The organism is Ruthenibacterium sp., from assembly GCF_017421385.1.
Lineage (GTDB): Bacteria > Bacillota > Clostridia > Oscillospirales > Ruminococcaceae > Ruthenibacterium > Ruthenibacterium lactatiformans.
Genome location: NZ_JAFOIN010000074.1, coordinates 1 through 16,211, shown reverse-complemented (window position 1 = coordinate 16,211; position 16,211 = coordinate 1). Strand labels below are relative to the sequence as shown.

The window sequence follows — 16,211 nt, the reverse complement described above, 5'->3', positions numbered from 1 at the left end:
CCGTGCGCCGCCTTGCTTTTTTGCGCGCCGGCTGTTGCCGGAACCGCAACAGGCGGGGCAAAGCCCCGCCCGGTGCGCGCCGCGCGTTGTTACGAATAGCAGTACAACTGCCGGTATGGGTTCTGCGTGTTGGGCTCCAGCAGGAAGAAATTCTCCCTCAGGATATCCTCCTGCGCCAGCCCGAACACGCCGCAGTATTCCGCCAGATACGGCTCCACGGCCGCCAGGTCATCCTTCCCGGCCTTGCGGGCCGCCACTTGGGCGGGAAGGTCCGGGGGCAGCGTGTCGCAGCGCAGCAGCATTCTGCCCCCATGCATGCCTGTGCCCACAAAACGGCCCACCGGCGCTCTGCCGCCGCTGCCCAGCCCCAACACGATAATAATGCCGCCGGCCTGGTATTCGCCCAGAAAGCTGCCCGCCTCGCCGCCGATGATGAGCACCGGCTGCTTTTCCCGGTACGCCTTCATATGGATGCCCGCACGGTAGCCCGCGTTGCCCCGCACGTAGATTTTCCCGCCGCGCATGGCGTAGCCGGTGGCATCACCGGAAGAACCATGCACGAAGATCGCGCCGTCATTCATGGTATCGCCGGTGGCGTCCTGCGCGTTGCCCAGCACCGTGATGCGCGTGCCGTTCAGATATGCGCCCAGCGCGTTTCCGGGCGTGCCTGTCAGCGTCAGCTCTTTCTTTCCAAGGCCCGCCGCAATATAGCGCTGGCCGTTCACATGCTCCACGGCCAGCGCCGTGTCCGTGCTTTCCCGGATGCGCGCGCAAAGCTCCTTTGCTGGCATGTTTTTCGCGTCAAGCTTTGTCATCACACTTCTCCTCCCAGCTGTACCCTGCGGTCCTTTTGGGAAAACGCCATGAGCTGCGGCGATTCCCGGATCAGGTCAAAGTCGATCTCCGACAGCGGCTTTTTCTTGCGGATGAGGTCTGTATAAATACCGGCGCGGGATACATCCCCCACCATGATAACGCCCTTGAGAACGCCGTCTGCCGTGACAAGGCGTTTGTAGCTGCCGTCCCTCTGCACCGTGAAGCTCTCGCCCTCATAACTGCCCGCCGTAACCATGTGCAGGCCGAACACGCCCGAAGCGTTGAGGGCAATGCCCTGCGTGTAATCGGCGCGGCCGCCCGCCATGTTGATGCCCGCCGTCTCGCCCTGCAGCATGGCGTTGGGCCACAGGGGCAGCATGCGCTTTTCGCCGCTCACCGCATCGTATCCCTGGGCACAGTCTCCCGCAGCATATACATCGGGAAGCGTGGTGGCACAGCGGCCGTCCACCAGGATGCCCCGGTCCACCGCGCCGCCTGCGTCCGCCACCAGCTGCGTGTTCGGCCGCACACCCACGGCCGTTACCAGCACGTCGAATTCCAGCTCCGTTCCGCTTTGGAGCCGGGCCGTGTTTCCCCGGAATGCGGCCGCGCTGTCGTTCAGGTAAAAACGGACGCCCTTCTCCTCCATACGGGCCTGCACCATGGCAGCCGCCGTGTCATCCAGTACAGCAGGCAGCACGCGGGGCGCAAGGTCCGCAATGGCGATCTGCGCGCACAGGCCGCGGATGCCCTCGGCGCATTTGACGCCCGTGAGGCCCGCGCCCAGAATGAGCACGCGGCTCTCCGGCCGCAGCGCCTCAGCCAGAGCCGAGGCGTCGGACAGCGTCTGGAAGCAAAAGGTACGCTCCACCGTTTCCAGCCCGGGAATGGGCGGCACGAACGGGCGGCTGCCCGTGGCCGCCAGCAGCCTGTCGTAAGCCAGCCGCTCGCCTGTAGAGAGCCGCACGGTCCTGTCTCCGGCATCCAGCGCGGTGGCCAGCACGCCGGCTTTCACCGTCACACCGTTCCGGGTAAAAAAGCTGTCCGGCCGGCACCACATTTTGTCCCGCGTGGTCTTGCCCTCCAGCAGATACGAAATGAGCGGGCGGGAATAATTCCACTCCGTCTCTCCTGTAATGAGAATGATCTCGCCGGTTTTGTCCACGGAGCGGATGCCCTCGATACAGCCGATGGCTGCTGCGCTGCCGCCGATGATGACGTACCTCATGCCCTGGCCCCCCTCTCCTCAAAGACGATGGCCTTGTTTGGGCAGTGCTCCACGCAGGCGGGTACACCGCCGCTTTGGGTGCACAGCTCGCACTTCTGTACTGCGCCGTGCGCGCCGGGCAGGACAGCGCCATAGGGGCAGCTGGCCACACAGGTGTAGCAGCCCACACATTTACTTTCGTCGATGGTGACGACGCCGTCCCGCACCTGCAGCGCACCGGAGATGCAGCCCCGGACGCACAGCGGCTCACTGCAGTGGCGGCATGCCACCGCGAAGCTGATGCCTCCCGGTCCCTCCTCGATACGGATGTTCGGGTGCACGGCGGCGCCCTTGAGCGCCTTTACCATGTCGCTTTTGCCCGAATTGGCAAACGCGCAGTAATACTCGCACAGATGGCACCCAAGGCACCACTGTTCGTTCACATAAACACGTTTCATTCACTTTCCCTCGTTCCCATGCATGCAGGCCGGGCCCCTCTTTCCAGCCGTGCGCGCCATCGAAACGGAAGGCGTGCCGATCAAAGCACGATATACTGGTCGCGCTCCGCGCCAACGGAGACATATTTGATCTTTACGCCGACCGCTTCTTCGATAAATGCGATATACTCGAGCGCCTCCCGCGGCAGCTCTTCTTTTTTCCGGCAGCCGGAAATATCCGTCCGCCATCCCTTGAACATTTTGTTGACGGGCTTCGCCTGCTCCAGCACATCCCCATAGGGGAAATCGTGAATCTCCCTTCCGTCCAGCTCATAGGCCACGGTAACGGGGATCTCATCCAGCGAATCCAGGATATCCAGCTTCGTCAGCGCGATCTCGTCCGCGCCCTGGGCGCGGCAGCCGTAGCGGCTGGCCACCACGTCGAACGGGCCGACACGGCGCGGGCGGCCCGTGGCCGCGCCGTACTCTCCGCCGGCGGCACGCAGCTTCTCCGCCTCCTCGCCGAACAGCTCACAGGTGAAGGGGCCCTCGCCCACGCAGGAGGAATACGCCTTCATGATGCCGATGTTCCGGTCAATCTTATGGTTCGGGATGCCCGCGCCCACGGGCGCGTAAGCGCCGATGACGTTCGACGACGACGTATAGGGGTAGATGCCGAAGTCGATGTCGCGCAGCGCGCCCAGCTGGGCCTCGAACAGGATGTTTTTCCCCGCTTTGGCCGCTTTGTCCAGATACAGCCCAGCGTCGCAGATATAAGGCTTGAGGATGTCGCCGTATTCCACGAGCCACGCCCACATATCATCCGCGCTGACCGGCGGCCTTCCGTACACGCCCTCTATGGTGAGATTTTTGTAGGCCACGATATCCGCCAGGCGCGCTTTTGTCGTCTCCGGGTGGAACAGATCGCCCATGCGCAGGGCCTTTTTCATATATTTGTCGCCGTAAACGGGTGCGATGCCGCGGCGTGTGGAGCCGTATTTCGCATCCGCAAGACGGTCCTCCTCGTAGCAGTCCAGCAGCTTGTGGTACGGCATGCAGATGACCGCCCGCTCTGAGATCTTCAGATTCTCCGGACTGATTGCAATGCCGCCCCTGCGCAGGTTTTCGATTTCGTGTACCAGATGCTCCAGATCAATGACCATACCGTTACCCATCACGTTGACGGTGGTCTCGCGCAGGATGCCGGAGGGCAGCAGATTCAGGATAAATTTGCCTTTTTCGTTGATGACGGTGTGGCCGGCGTTGTTTCCGCCCTGATACCGCACGACAATGTCGTACTGTTCGCTGAGCAGGTCCACCATACGGCCCTTGCCCTCGTCGCCCCAGTTTACGCCGGTGATCGCTGTTAACATAATACACTCTCCCTTTCTCCCTTTACGGGCCGCCGCAGCTGCCTGGCGGTCCGTCCGCAAAAATTTCCGTACAGTTTTATGATACCATGTTTCCAAGCTCACACTTCGCGTCCCGCCCGTGTTCTCTAAGCAACACGGTATCTATGCCGCGAAACGGCCTCAACAAAACCGCACCTGCTGCGGTTTTGCATGGTTCAATGTTTCCAAAGCCCTGTGCGTCAGCACAGGGGCGTGTGCAGCGCACACGCGCAGCCGCGTAAGCGGCAGTTTTGGGATTATTATACCATGACGCCGCGAAGCGGCCTCAGCAAAACCGCACCTGCTGCGGTTTTGCATGGTTCAATGTTCTCAAAGCCCTGTGCGTCAGCACAGGGGCGTGTGCAGCGCACACGCGCAGCCGCGTAAGCGGCAGTTTTGGGGTTATTATACCATACAGAAGGGGAAAATACTATTCGCCGGCGTGAGAAATCCCCAGGATCTCCAGCTCTTTTTCTGTCATTCCCACCCCCCGCAGCATCAGGCGGTTGCCCTTGAGCGCCTCAATGGAGTTGATCCCCATACCGCCCATCATCTCCTTGATCTCATGCTGCCAGGCGGTGACGAGGTTCACCAGCCGCGCGGCGCCCAGGTCCGGGTTCAGCCGCTTGACAAGGTCCGGCCTCTGGGTGGCGATGCCCCAGTTGCAGCGGCCCAACTGGCAGGTCCGGCACAGGTGGCACCCCAATGCCAGCAGTGCGCTGGTAGCGATATATACCGCATCCGCTCCCAGCGCCACGGCTTTGACAACGTCCGCCGATGAGCGGATGGAGCCGCCCACCACCAGGCTCACATCTCCGCGGATGCCCTCCGCCCGCAGGCGGGAATCCACAGCCGCCAGCGCAAGCTCGATGGGGATGCCCACATTATCCCGGATGCGGGTGGGCGCCGCGCCCGTGCCGCCCCGGAAGCCGTCGATGGCAATGATGTCCGCGCCCGAGCGCGCAATGCCCGAGGCGATGGCCGCCACATTGTGTACGGCGGCTATTTTCACAATGATGGGCTTTTCATAATGGGTGGCTTCCTTCAGGCTGTTGACGAGCTGGCGCAGGTCCTCGATGGAATAGATGTCGTGGTGCGGCGCGGGGCTGATGGCGTCCGCGCCCTCGGGCACCATGCGCGTGCGGGCCACGTCGCCCACGATCTTCGCGCCGGGCAGATGCCCGCCGATGCCCGGCTTTGCCCCCTGCCCCATCTTGATCTCCACAGCCGCGCCTGCGTTCAGGTATTCGCTGTGTACGCCGAACCTGCCGGACGCCACCTGCACGATGGTGTTGGGGCCGTAACGGTAAAAATCCTCATGCAGGCCGCCCTCGCCGGTGTTGTAGCACACACCCAGCTCCGTGGCCGCCCGCGCCAGAGATTCATGGGCATTGTAGCTGATGGACCCATAGCTCATGGCGCTGAACATGATCGGCACGGCCAGCTCGATATGAGGCGTTTTTTTCGGTACGATGGCACCGTTTTCATCCCGCCGGATCTCCATATCCTTTTTGCCCAGGAAAACCCGCGTCTCCATGGGTTCGCGCAGCGGGTCGATGGGCGGGTTCGTCACCTGGGAGGCATTGATGAGGATACGGTCCCAGTAGCCGGGCAGCGGTTCCGGGTTGCCCATGCTGGAAAGCAGCACGCCGCCCGTGGCCGCCTGGCGGTATACGTTTTGGATATTGTCCTTCGTCCAGTTTGCGTTCTCCTTGAACGTGTGGTCGGTGCGCACGATCTTCAGCGCCCGGGTGGGACACAGGCTCACGCACCTGTGGCAGTTGACGCATTTCGCGTCGTCCGCCGTCATCATTTGTTCATCGGCGTCATAGCGGTGCACCTCGTTGGCGCACTGGCGCTCACATGCACGGCATGCGATGCAGCGTTGGTAGTTGCGCACCACCTCGTACTCCGGATAGATAAAATCCGCGTACATTTTCCCATTCTCCCCTTTCCTACACTGTCACGCCGTCGTTCAGGCGCACAACAACGGCCTGGCCGCCCCGGGGCGCCCAAAGCGTTTCAACGTCCGGCTCCATCACGCGGATGGCGCACTCCTCGCTGGCAAAATACACAGCCTCGCCCTTTTCAGCGCACACCATGCTGCGCAGCTTGAGGCGGTCGTTCAACGCCATCATGCCGCCCGTGAAGCCCAGCAGGATGGAGAATGGTCCTGTGATGAGCAGGGACGCGAAGGTCTCCCGCAGGTAGGCCAGCCGTTCCCGCTGCGCTTCGGGCATCTGTTCGATGGTGCTCCAGAACGGTGCGGCGATAACGCCGGCCGCTTCTTCCAGCGTCAGGCCCTTGCGCCGTACCAGGAAATCAATGATATAGGTAATCACCTCGGTATCCGTGAGCAAGCTGCAATTATATCCGTACATCTCGATAAAGCGGCGGTTTGCGTCATAGCTGGAGATCTCGCCGTTGTGCACCACGGAATAATCCAGAATGGAAAACGGATGCGCACCTCCCCACCAGCCCGGCGTATTGGTAGGGTAACGGCCGTGGGCCGTCCATGCGTAGCCCTCGTATTCCTCCAGACGGTAAAATTCCCCCACGTCCTCCGGGTAACCCACGGCCTTGAATACGCCCATATTTTTGCCGCAGGAAAACACATATGCGCCGCCGATCTCCCGGTTTACCCGCGTGACGAACCGCACCACGAACTCCCGTTCGTCCAGCTTGGAGTCCAGCAGCGTCTGAGGCTTGGGCGCGGCAAAATAGCGCATAAGGCTGGGCGCGTCCCGGATGGCCGCAATGGGGCGCGTGGGCAGCGTGCCGCTGCTTTCCACATCGAAGTCCCGCAGCAGCCTCGCCTCGGCCGCGTGCTGGGCGTCTACGGTGTCGTAGAACACATGGAATGCATACAGCTCCCGGTATTCCGGGTAGATGCCGTACCCGGCAAACCCGCCGCCCAGGCCGTTGGAGCGCTCGTGCATGGCCGCGATGCCGGCCACGATGCCGCTGCCGTTTTCGCGGCGGCCGTCCTTGTGGAACACGCCCGATATGGCGCAGCCCGACGGGATGCGTACCTCTCCTTCTTTCAGCATAAACACCATTCCCTTTCCCGTTTCCCCGCGGGGCGGTCCGTACCGCCCCGCGGTTCTCCTATTCAAAGCACCCCTCCGTGCTTTTCCGCGCGGCGCAGCCGCCGGAAAAACAAAAAACGCCCGCCAGGGGGCACCAGCCCCTTGGCGAACGTCTTTGTTCATTTTTATCATATTAAACTTTATGCAGAATGTCAACGTGCCGCGTACGACTTTGTCTGTTTTCACAAAAGCTGTTTTTGAACGGCGGACGCGATGGTAAAAAGCAACAGAAATGTCCGGTGCGGACAGAAATTTCGAAAAAAGCGTTGACAGCCGCCGCCCGGAGGTGTATGATTTGGGCCATAGAACAGCAAAGGCGCTGTGGACGGTTTTGTCCACAGCGCCTTTTTTGTCTGCATTCAGGCAGGCAGAGGCTGTCCGCAGGGAAAGTATACAAAATACACCGGAGAAAAGGAGTAAGGGAGTATGGCAGCGACGACTACGGAAATTTTCGGCAGCATGGTATTCAACGACCACGTGATGAAAGAGCGCCTGCCGAGCGCGACTTATAAATCTTTGCATGAGACGATCCGGCGCGGTGCGCCGCTGGACGTGGAAGTAGCCAACGTGGTGGCCAACGCCATGAAGGACTGGGCCATTGAGCACGGCGCCACGCACTATACCCACTGGTTCCAGCCGCTGACGGGCGTGACCAGTGAAAAGCACGACAGCTTCATCAGCCCCACCAAAGACGGCCGCGTTATTATGGAGTTTTCCGGCAAGGAGCTTGTGAAGGGCGAGCCGGATGCGTCCAGCTTCCCTTCCGGCGGCCTGCGCGCTACGGCCGAGGCCCGCGGCTACACCGCCTGGGACCCCACCTCCTACGCCTTTGTCAAGGACGAGGTGCTGTGCATCCCCACCGCGTTCTGCAGCTATTCCGGCGAGGTGCTGGACGAAAAGACGCCGCTGCTGCGCAGCATGTCCGCCATCAGCACGCAGGCCTGCCGCATCTTAAAGCTGTTCGGCAAAACGGTGCCTCAGGTCTCCACCACCGTAGGGCCGGAGCAGGAGTATTTCCTTGTGGACAGGGGGCAGTACCTCCAGCGCGAGGATCTGCGCCTGTGCGGCCGCACACTGTTCGGCGCGATGCCTCCCAAGGGGCAGGAGCTGGACGACCACTACTTCGGTGTCATCAAGCCCCGTGTTTCAGGCTATATGAAGGAGCTGGACGACGAACTGTGGAAGCTGGGCGTCGCAGCCAAAACGAAGCACAATGAGGTGGCCCCCGCCCAGCATGAGCTGGCGCCCATTTTCTCGACCACCAATATCGCCGTGGATCACAATCAGCTCACTATGGAGATGATGAAGCGCGTTGCCACACGCCACGGCATGGCCTGCTTATTGCATGAAAAGCCCTTCGACGGCGTGAACGGCAGCGGCAAGCACAACAACTGGAGCATCTCCACACCCACGGAAAATCTGCTGGACCCAGGCAAAACGCCCATGGAAAACCTGCAGTTCCTGCTGTTCCTCGCGGCCGTAATCAAGGCTGTGGACCAGTATCAGGACCTGCTCCGTGTGACCGTCGCCTCCGCGGGCAACGACCATCGTCTGGGCGCCAATGAAGCGCCGCCGGCCATCATCTCTATTTTTGTGGGCGAGGAGCTGGAAGCCATCATTGAATCCATCGCCTCCGGCGCGGACTACATTGCCCCGGCCAAAACGCGCATGGAGCTGGGTGTGGATATCCTGCCCACGTTCTCCAAGGATACGACCGACCGCAACCGCACCTCTCCGTTCGCGTTCACCGGCAATAAATTCGAATTCCGCATGCCGGGAAGCGCCATGAGCATCGCTGACGCAAACATCGTGCTGAACACCGCAGTTGCCAAAGAGCTGAAAGGCTATGCCGACGAGCTGGAGAATGCGGAGGATTTCGACACCGCCGTTATCAAACTGGTGAAGCGCACCATCCGCGACCACAAGCGCATCATCTTCAACGGCAACGGTTACAGCCGTGAATGGGAACAAGAGGCGGAAAAGCGCGGCCTGTGCAACCTGAAATCCACCGTAGACGCGCTGCCCTGTGTGTTGGAACGAAAAAATATCGAACTGTTTGAGGAATTCGGCATTTTCAGCGAGGCTGAGGTGCGCGCCCGTTATGAAGTGAGCCTGGAAAACTACACCAAAGCGCTGCACATTGAAGCGCTGACCATGCTGGATATGGCCAAAAAACAGATCGTCCCGGCGGTAGCCGCCTACATGGGCGACCTTGCCGATACCGCCTGCAGCAAAAAGGCACTGTCCTCCGCCCTTTCCACCCGCGCTGAGGAAACGCTGCTGGCCAAGCTCTCAGCCGGGGCCGACATGCTGGTGGAAAAAATCGACGAGCTGCAGGCCGCCGTGGACGGCGCTTCCCGCGGCGACAGCCTGCAGGAGGCCGCCTGCTACAAAGACAGGGTGCTGCCGAAGATGGCCGAGCTGCGCGCGGTGGCTGATGCGCTGGAGCTTGCCACGGGGAAAGACTACTGGCCCTTCCCCACTTACGCAGAGCTTCTGTTCGGCGTAAACTGAACCCGTACCGGTTCCGTCCGGTACGGGGCACGGAACCTTTTCCTTATTCTCCTATACTGGCAAAGGGCGTTGCCGCGCAAGCGGCAGCGCCTTTTGTCAATTTTGGGGCAGATATACAATTATGTATGCAGTTCTTTCCAACAGGCTTCACATAAAGTATGTCTCCCATGGGAAAGAAGCTCTTTTTTTCCACCACATAGTGCGCACCGCGCTTTTCTGGGATAAATCATCCGTTTTCCCTCTTGCTCATCTACGCAGAGAACATCTCCCGCTTGAAGATTTTTTGTTTGCGATAACCTGCAGGCAGTACGATCCTCCCCAACGCATCCATTGGCCGCTCCATCGTTTTCACTCCGTTTCTTTTTATTTCAGCATCATTCTTTTTTGGAATTATATCGAGTTGTTTTCTCCTTATAATTCTGTTAAAGAATCAAAAAAAGAGAGCGGCAGATGCGGGAACGTGTGGCACCACTGGGTGATAAAAATATTGTCGGCGCGACCGTCACCCGGCTCCGCCTTGAACAGGGTATTACACAAAAAGCGTTGATGGCTAAAATGCAGACCTTTGGTGCTGATATCAGCTATTCCAGTTTATCAAAGTTGGAGGGCCAGACCCGTTCGGTTTCTGACAAAGAGGTTTATGCGCTCGCCCGAAGTCTTGAAGTAGAGATCAGCGCATTGTTTTCAGTAAAATAAGAGCCGTCCCATGAGATATGGGGCGGCTTTTATAATCTGTTTTCCGGGCTTAAAACGTGCCCGGGATGATGCTGCGGTTCTCATCGAAAGCAATGGGTGTGGCGGTGTTGCGGGTGTAGCGCAGCATGTCACGCACGCGCTTGTGCTCTTCCTTCGTGTACAGCACATAGGCCTCGCCCGTATGCTTCGCGCGCCCTGTGCGGCCGATGCGGTGCGTGTAATATTCGTTGGAGTCCGGCACATCGTAGTTAAACACGGCGTCCACCTCGGACACGTCGATGCCGCGGGCGGCCACGTCTGTCGCCACCAGCACAGCGATATTGCCCGCTTTGAATTCGCCCATAATTTTGTTGCGTTCCGCCTGGGAAAGGTCTCCGTGCAGGCAGTCCACCACAAAATTCAGCCGGGCCATCTGGTTCGCCAGCATAGCGGTGGTGTATTTCTGGTTGCAGAACACCATCACGCGCTTGTAACCCTTCTGTACGATGATCTCCGCCATGTCCGCCAGCTTGTTGCGGCCTGTCGTCAGTACCAGGTACTGGTCGATCCTGGGCGCGGAATCCTCCACAGGCTGCACGGTGATTTCTTCGGCGTCCCGCTGATACAGCCAGCCGATGTCCATCACCTCGCGGCTGATGGTGGCGCTGAACATTGCCAAACGCTGGCGGGATTTGATTTGGTCCAGAATTTTGCGCACATCCTTGTAAAAGCCCATGTTGAGCATCTCGTCGGCCTCGTCCAGCACCACGGTGGTAACGTGGGAAAGGTCCACGGTGCGGCGGTTCATGTGGTCCTGCAGGCGGCCGGGTGTGGCCACGACGATCTGCGCGCCCTTTTTCAGCTTTTCGATCTGCTTTTGAATATTCGCGCCGCCATAGACGGTGACGACGCGGATGTCCGGATAAAAATGCGCCAGGTCCTGCAGGTCTTCGGTGATCTGCTGCGCCAGCTCCCGCGTGGGCGCCATGACGACGGCCTGCGGGTAATTCCGGCTTTGGTCCAGCCCGAGAATGAGCGGGATGCCGAAAGCGCAGGTTTTACCCGTGCCCGTGGGCGCTTTGGCGATGATGTCCTTGCCCTCCATCATAGGGGGGATCGCCTTTTCCTGTACTTCGGTCATTTCGGTAAAGCCCATGCGCTCCACAGCCTTGTGGATCTGCTCGGGCACGTTCAGTTCGCTGTAATTCATGCTTCGCTCCTGCAACACATATTTTCAATTCCGTTCTTTTTCATACAAAATTTAGTATATCATATCCTGTTGAAAAAAGAAACCCGCGCGTATCAACGCGACGGGTCTCATATTGAAATTTTTTATATTTCTTGTATACTGAAATTATTCCTCCTTCGAAAAATTTCTTCTTTCCAGCAGCCTTCGCAGTATATCAAAGTAATCATCATCCTGGCTGTCCTCCGCACCGTTGATGCCTTTGTGTGTGGGTGCCGCCGCCAACGCCGTCTGTACATCGCAGCCAACGAAAAATATCTCCCATCCACACTTCTGCTGCTGCCGCTCCAGCATCTCCCAAATCATTTTTTTCGTATAGGTCAGGCTGGCATTGTCCCCTCCATTCGTCCTGATGAACAGATAGGTCTTGGGGCGCTTGCTCTCTGTAAGCTGCGCATGGCAGGCATTGACGGTTGTTATTGTGCGGCCAATCGCATCGTACAACGCACAAGCACCCCGCACGTAATACTGCTCGGGATAAAGCTGTGCATAACCGATGGGAAGGCAATAATACAACAGTACATATTGGTCGTCAAACAATACTGTCGTAACATTGTAATCTCCCCGCCCATTCTGTAAAAGAAATGCATTATATTCCGTGATAACTTCTGCTTCTTTTCCTGCCATGTTGCTGCTCCTGTCAAGCAAAAAAATAATTTCTCTACTCATTGCCATGTATCTCCCCCAAACAGCTTTCTGTTTTTATTTTAGCTTCCCATAAAAAAATTTGGTCGCTGCTACGGCGACAAATTGGAGGAATCCATATGCTGCACCCCCAGCTCCTATCCGAGCTAGAAGAACTGTTGAGGCAAAAAGGGCTGCTGGAAAATGACCCGCAGTCCGAAATTGTTCCAAAGGCCCCTGTCTTTAGAGGTGCAGCCCCATCAATGCCTCTGGCCTGTCCAAACTGCGAAGAAGATGATAACACTTCATATTTTGACGACATCCTCGGTCTTCTTAACAATCGCGAAGCGGACGAGGGACGGAAACTGGAACAGTTTGTCGCCAACGAGCTGAAACCCAGTTTCCACACCCTTCTGTTCGGGTATATCGACAATATGGAACTTGCCGATACGGATGTTTACCGCCGCGCCGGTATCGACCGCCGTCTGTTCTCCAAAATCCGTTCCAACCCGAATTATCATCCTTCCAAGCAAACAGCGCTGGCATTATCATTGGCGCTTCATTTATCCAAAGAGCAAACTGAAGAAATGCTTGCTTCCGCCGGGCACGCCCTTTCCCAGAGCATGGTTCGAGATATTATCATTTTGTTCCGTATTGAACATCCGATTTATGACCTGCACGATGTCAATGAAATACTTGCCCATTTTGAGCAGCCTGTTTTCGGTGCAGTTTTATAAAACACAGAAAAAGGACCCGCTGACGCGGGTCCTTTTTCTTTTTCAAATGGTCGAAATATCCACCAGGTCCACATCCGCCAGCGTTTTGCCGCTGCGCAGGCATTTCACCAGCACCCGCGCCGTGTCGATGGCCGTCAGGCACGGGATGGAAAGCTCCACGGCCTTGCGGCGCATCTTTACGCTGTCATGGGAGGGGATGCGCCCCTTGGACGACGTGGAGATCACATAGTCCACCAGCCCGCTTTCAAACAGGTCCATGATATTGGGCCGCGCCTCGCTGAGCTTGCGCACCTCGTTGCAGGCCACCATGTTCTGGCCCAGATAGTACGCCGTGCCGGACGTGCCGTACAGCTTGTACCCCATGTCCTTGAGCTGCCAGGCGATGTCCACCAGCTCGCGCTTGTCCGCGTCCTTTACCGTCAGGATAACGCATTTGCCCGGCGTGGGCTGCCGCAGGCTGTAGCCCGCGCCCACAAGGCCCTTGAGCAGCGCGTCCTCAAAGGTTTTGTCGATGCCCAGCACCTCGCCGGTGGATTTCATTTCCGGCCCCAGCTGGGTGTCCACATCGTGCAGCTTTTCGAAGCTGAACACCGGTACCTTTACGGCGCAGTAATCGCCCGTGGGATACAGGCCCGTGCCATAGCCCATGTCCCGCAGCTTTTCGCCCAGCATACAGCGCACGGCCAGCTCCACCATGGGCACGCCCGTCACCTTGCTGATGTACGGCACCGTGCGGCTGGAACGGGGGTTCACCTCAATGATGAACACCTCGTTGTTGTATACCACGAACTGGATATTCATCAGGCCCACCACGTTCAGCGCGCGGGCCAGACGGCCCGTATAATCCACAATGGTGCCCTTGATCTTCTGCTTGAGGTTCTGCGGCGGATACACCGAGATGGAGTCGCCCGAATGGATGCCCGCACGCTCGATGTGTTCCATCATACCCGGAATGAGGAAGTCCTCGCCGTCGCAGATGGCGTCCACCTCGCACTCGGTGCCCATCAGGTATTTGTCCACCAGCACCGGGTTCGACATATCCACATGGCTGGTGATGATGGCCATGTATTCCCTCACATCGTTCTCATTGTAGGCGATGATCATATTCTGTCCGCCCAGCACGTAGGACGGACGCAGCAGCACCGGGTAGCCCAGCTGTGCGCCGGCGGCCAGTGCCTCATCACAGGTGAACACCGTGTGGCCCTGCGGGCGCGGAATGCCGCACTTTTCCAGCAGCGCGTCGAAACGCTCCCGGTCCTCCGCCTCGTCGATGGCGTCCGCACTGGTGCCCAGAATCTTCACACCCAGCTTTGTCAGGTGTTTTGTCAGCTTGATGGCCGTCTGGCCGCCGAACTGCACCACACAGGCCCATGGCTTTTCCGTGGCGATGATATGCTCCACGCTTTCTTCCGTGAGCGGGTCGAAATACAAACGGTCGCCGGTATCGAAGTCCGTGGAGACGGTCTCGGGGTTGTTGTTGACGATGACAGCCTCGCAGCCGTGGCTTTTCAGCACCCATGTGCAGTGCACGCTGCAATAATCGAACTCGATGCCCTGCCCGATGCGGATGGGGCCGCTGCCGAACACCAGCACCTTTTTCCTGTCGGAGGGGTGTTCCGCGATAAACTGCGCCGCTTCGTTCTCCTCGTCAAAAGTGGAATAGAAATACGGCGTTTTCGCACTGAACTCGGCCGCGCAGGTGTCCACCATCTTATAGGACGCGCGCAGCTTTTCACAGAGCAGCGCATCCAGTCCCGTCAGACGCAGCACGGTCTTGTCCAGGAAGCCCTGCATTTTTGCGGTGCGGTACAGCTCTTCCGTCAGTATGCCGCCTCGCAGCCCGGCCAGCGCAAGCTCTGTTTCGGCCAACCCTTGCAGCTTTGCCAAAAACCACGGGTCAATTTTAGTGATATTGTAAATCGTCTCAAACGGCACGCCGCGCTTGATGGCCTCGTACACAACAAAAGAGCGGTCGGAATCGCACACATGCAGTTTTTCCACCACTTCTTCGTCCGTCAGCGCAGACAGCGTTTCCAGCGTGGGCGTTTCCAGCCCCAGCTCGATGCTCTGCACCGCTTTCATGAAGGCGTGTTCGAAGCTGTTGGCAATGGCCATCACCTCGCCCGTGGCCATCATCTGCGTGCCCAGGGATTTCTTGGCGTATACGAATTTGTCGAACGGCCATTTCGGGAACTTGACCACACAGTAATCCAGCGCGGGCTCGAAGCAGGCGCAGGTCTGCCCCGTGACGTCGTTGGTGATCTCGTCCAGCGAATAGCCGATAGCAATCTTCGCGGCCACCTTGGCGATGGGATAGCCCGTAGCCTTGCTGGCCAGCGCCGAGGAACGGGACACGCGGGGGTTCACCTCGATGACGGCGTATTCGAAGCTGTCTGGCTTTAAGGCAAACTGACAGTTGCAGCCGCCCTCAATGCCAAGCTCGGTGATGATATTCAGCGCCGAGGTGCGCAGCATCTGGTATTCCTTGTCGGAGAGCGTCTGGCTGGGCGCCACGACGATGGAATCGCCGGTGTGAACGCCCACGGGGTCAAAGTTTTCCATATTGCAGACGGTAATGACGTTGCCCTTTCCGTCGCGCATGACCTCGTATTCAATCTCCTTCCAGCCGGAGATGCATTTTTCAATGAGCACCTGATGGATGGGCGAAAGGCGCAGACCGTTGGTGCCGATCTCGTGCAGCTCCTCCACGGTCTCACAGATGCCGCCGCCCGTGCCGCCCATGGTGAACGCCGGGCGCACGATGACCGGGTAACCGATCTCGCCCGCGAACGCAAGCGCGTCGGACAGGCTCTCCACCACCTTGGAAGGGATAACCGGCTCGCCCAGCTTCTCCATGGTGTCCTTGAAGAGCTGGCGGTCCTCGGCGCGGTCGATGGTGTCGGGCTTCGCGCCCAGCAGGCGCACGCCGGCCTGCTCCAGATAACCGCTGCGGGCCAGCTCCATGGCCAGATTCAGGCCCGTCTGGCCGCCCAGGTTCGGCAGGATGGAATCCGGATTTTCCTTTTCAATGATGCGCCTCAGCACCGTCAGGGTCATCGGCTCCACATACACGCGGTCCGCGATGTCCGGGTCCGTCATAATGGTGGCGGGGTTGGAGTTGACCAGTACCACGTTGACGCCGGCCTTCTTGAGCACGCGGCAGGCCTGGGCGCCGGCATAGTCGAACTCGGCGGCCTGGCCGATGACGATGGGGCCGGAGCCGATCATGAGCACTTTCTTGATGTCTTTATTCAGCGGCATGGCGATCCTCCTCCATCATGTTGACAAAGCGGTCAAACAGGAACATGGTGTCGCGGGGGCCGGAACACGCCTCCGGATGGAACTGGATGGAGAACGCCCGGAGCTGCGGATAGTCGATGCCCTCGCAGGTGCCGTCATTCGCGTTGACGAAACTCACGCGGCCGTGGCTCACTGCCTCGGAGACCACCGCGTAGCCGTGGTTCTGGCTGGTGAT

General features: G+C 59.0%; 13 protein-coding genes. 3 read left to right on the top strand and 10 right to left on the bottom strand.

The genetic code is table 11. The features are described 5' to 3' along the window. Positions 1 to 89: 89 nt before the first annotated feature. The 6 genes from IIY41_RS07980 to IIY41_RS07955 form a co-directional block, all read right to left on the bottom strand. A complete protein-coding gene (locus IIY41_RS07980) occupies positions 90 to 815 on the bottom strand; it encodes a GltB/FmdC/FwdC-like GXGXG domain-containing protein (RefSeq protein ID WP_270248603.1) in 726 nt (241 codons plus the stop codon). Next, positions 815 to 2,044 carry an NAD(P)/FAD-dependent oxidoreductase gene (locus IIY41_RS07975; RefSeq protein ID WP_270248602.1) on the bottom strand — a complete coding sequence of 410 codons (1,230 nt, stop codon included), beginning with the start codon at positions 2,042 to 2,044 and terminating at the stop codon, positions 815 to 817. Before IIY41_RS07975 ends, IIY41_RS07980 begins: the two co-directional genes overlap by 1 nt. Continuing rightward, a complete protein-coding gene (locus tag IIY41_RS07970; RefSeq protein WP_270248601.1) occupies positions 2,041 to 2,481 on the bottom strand; it encodes a 4Fe-4S dicluster domain-containing protein in 441 nt (146 codons plus the stop codon). The genes IIY41_RS07975 and IIY41_RS07970 overlap by 4 nt, the downstream gene beginning before the upstream one ends. 80 nt (positions 2,482 to 2,561) lie before the next feature. Further along, entirely contained in the window at positions 2,562 to 3,833 is a 1,272-nt protein-coding gene (locus IIY41_RS07965) for an adenylosuccinate synthase (RefSeq protein ID WP_009321892.1), read from the bottom strand. 448 nt (positions 3,834 to 4,281) lie between these two features. Next, a complete protein-coding gene (locus IIY41_RS07960; RefSeq protein ID WP_009321891.1) occupies positions 4,282 to 5,787 on the bottom strand; it encodes a glutamate synthase-related protein in 1,506 nt (501 codons plus the stop codon). A gap of 19 nt (positions 5,788 to 5,806) precedes the next feature. Continuing rightward, positions 5,807 to 6,901, bottom strand: a complete 1,095-nt coding sequence (locus tag IIY41_RS07955; protein ID WP_287400295.1) for a class II glutamine amidotransferase — start codon at positions 6,899 to 6,901, stop codon at positions 5,807 to 5,809. Between the two features lie 465 nt (positions 6,902 to 7,366). On the opposite strand from IIY41_RS07955, the gene IIY41_RS07950 reads away from it, so the two are divergent. Continuing rightward, a complete protein-coding gene (locus IIY41_RS07950) occupies positions 7,367 to 9,454 on the top strand; it encodes a glutamine synthetase III family protein (protein ID WP_287400293.1) in 2,088 nt (695 codons plus the stop codon). Between the two features lie 450 nt (positions 9,455 to 9,904). Then, complete coding sequence (locus IIY41_RS07945) at positions 9,905 to 10,150, top strand: helix-turn-helix domain-containing protein (protein WP_009321888.1); 246 nt, start codon at positions 9,905 to 9,907, stop codon at positions 10,148 to 10,150. Positions 10,151 to 10,199: 49 nt separating this feature from the next. Here IIY41_RS07945 and IIY41_RS07940 read toward each other — a convergent pair whose 3' ends face one another. Both IIY41_RS07940 and IIY41_RS07935 read right to left on the bottom strand, forming a co-directional pair. Next, the gene (locus tag IIY41_RS07940; protein WP_009321887.1) at positions 10,200 to 11,339 is read right to left on the bottom strand and encodes a DEAD/DEAH box helicase; all 1,140 of its coding nucleotides are present in this window, start codon (positions 11,337 to 11,339) and stop codon (positions 10,200 to 10,202) included. A gap of 144 nt (positions 11,340 to 11,483) precedes the next feature. After that, the gene (locus IIY41_RS07935; protein ID WP_287400290.1) at positions 11,484 to 12,002 is read right to left on the bottom strand and encodes a hypothetical protein; all 519 of its coding nucleotides are present in this window, start codon (positions 12,000 to 12,002) and stop codon (positions 11,484 to 11,486) included. A gap of 137 nt (positions 12,003 to 12,139) precedes the next feature. Here IIY41_RS07935 and IIY41_RS07930 point away from each other — a divergent pair, with 137 nt between their 5' ends. After that, the gene (locus IIY41_RS07930) at positions 12,140 to 12,736 is read left to right on the top strand and encodes a hypothetical protein (protein ID WP_287400288.1); all 597 of its coding nucleotides are present in this window, start codon (positions 12,140 to 12,142) and stop codon (positions 12,734 to 12,736) included. A 42-nt stretch (positions 12,737 to 12,778) separates the two neighbouring features. Here IIY41_RS07930 and carB read toward each other — a convergent pair whose 3' ends face one another. After that, a complete protein-coding gene (gene carB, locus IIY41_RS07925; RefSeq protein WP_287400286.1) occupies positions 12,779 to 15,997 on the bottom strand; it encodes a carbamoyl-phosphate synthase large subunit in 3,219 nt (1,072 codons plus the stop codon). Continuing rightward, positions 15,984 to 16,211 (bottom strand): glutamine amidotransferase-related protein (locus IIY41_RS07920; RefSeq protein WP_502709820.1); only part of this gene is annotated, 228 nt, incomplete at its 5' end. The genes IIY41_RS07920 and carB, both read right to left, overlap by 14 nt.

Bases quoted from the DNA above. Each gene is read 5' to 3' on its own strand.
- IIY41_RS07980 (WP_270248603.1), bottom strand. From the start codon at position 815: ATGACAAAGCTTGACGCGAAAAACATGCCAGCAAAGGAGCTTTGCGCG.
- IIY41_RS07975 (WP_270248602.1), bottom strand. From the start codon at position 2,044: ATGAGGTACGTCATCATCGGCGGCAGCGCAGCAGCCATCGGCTGTATC.
- IIY41_RS07970 (WP_270248601.1), bottom strand. From the start codon at position 2,481: ATGAAACGTGTTTATGTGAACGAACAGTGGTGCCTTGGGTGCCATCTG.
- IIY41_RS07965 (WP_009321892.1), bottom strand. From the start codon at position 3,833: ATGTTAACAGCGATCACCGGCGTAAACTGGGGCGACGAGGGCAAGGGC.
- IIY41_RS07960 (WP_009321891.1), bottom strand. From the start codon at position 5,787: ATGTACGCGGATTTTATCTATCCGGAGTACGAGGTGGTGCGCAACTAC.
- IIY41_RS07955 (WP_287400295.1), bottom strand. From the start codon at position 6,901: ATGCTGAAAGAAGGAGAGGTACGCATCCCGTCGGGCTGCGCCATATCG.
- IIY41_RS07950 (WP_287400293.1), top strand. From the start codon at position 7,367: ATGGCAGCGACGACTACGGAAATTTTCGGCAGCATGGTATTCAACGAC.
- IIY41_RS07945 (WP_009321888.1), top strand. From the start codon at position 9,905: ATGCGGGAACGTGTGGCACCACTGGGTGATAAAAATATTGTCGGCGCG.
- IIY41_RS07940 (WP_009321887.1), bottom strand. From the start codon at position 11,339: ATGAATTACAGCGAACTGAACGTGCCCGAGCAGATCCACAAGGCTGTG.
- IIY41_RS07935 (WP_287400290.1), bottom strand. From the start codon at position 12,002: ATGGCAGGAAAAGAAGCAGAAGTTATCACGGAATATAATGCATTTCTT.
- IIY41_RS07930 (WP_287400288.1), top strand. From the start codon at position 12,140: ATGCTGCACCCCCAGCTCCTATCCGAGCTAGAAGAACTGTTGAGGCAA.
- carB (WP_287400286.1), bottom strand. From the start codon at position 15,997: ATGCCGCTGAATAAAGACATCAAGAAAGTGCTCATGATCGGCTCCGGC.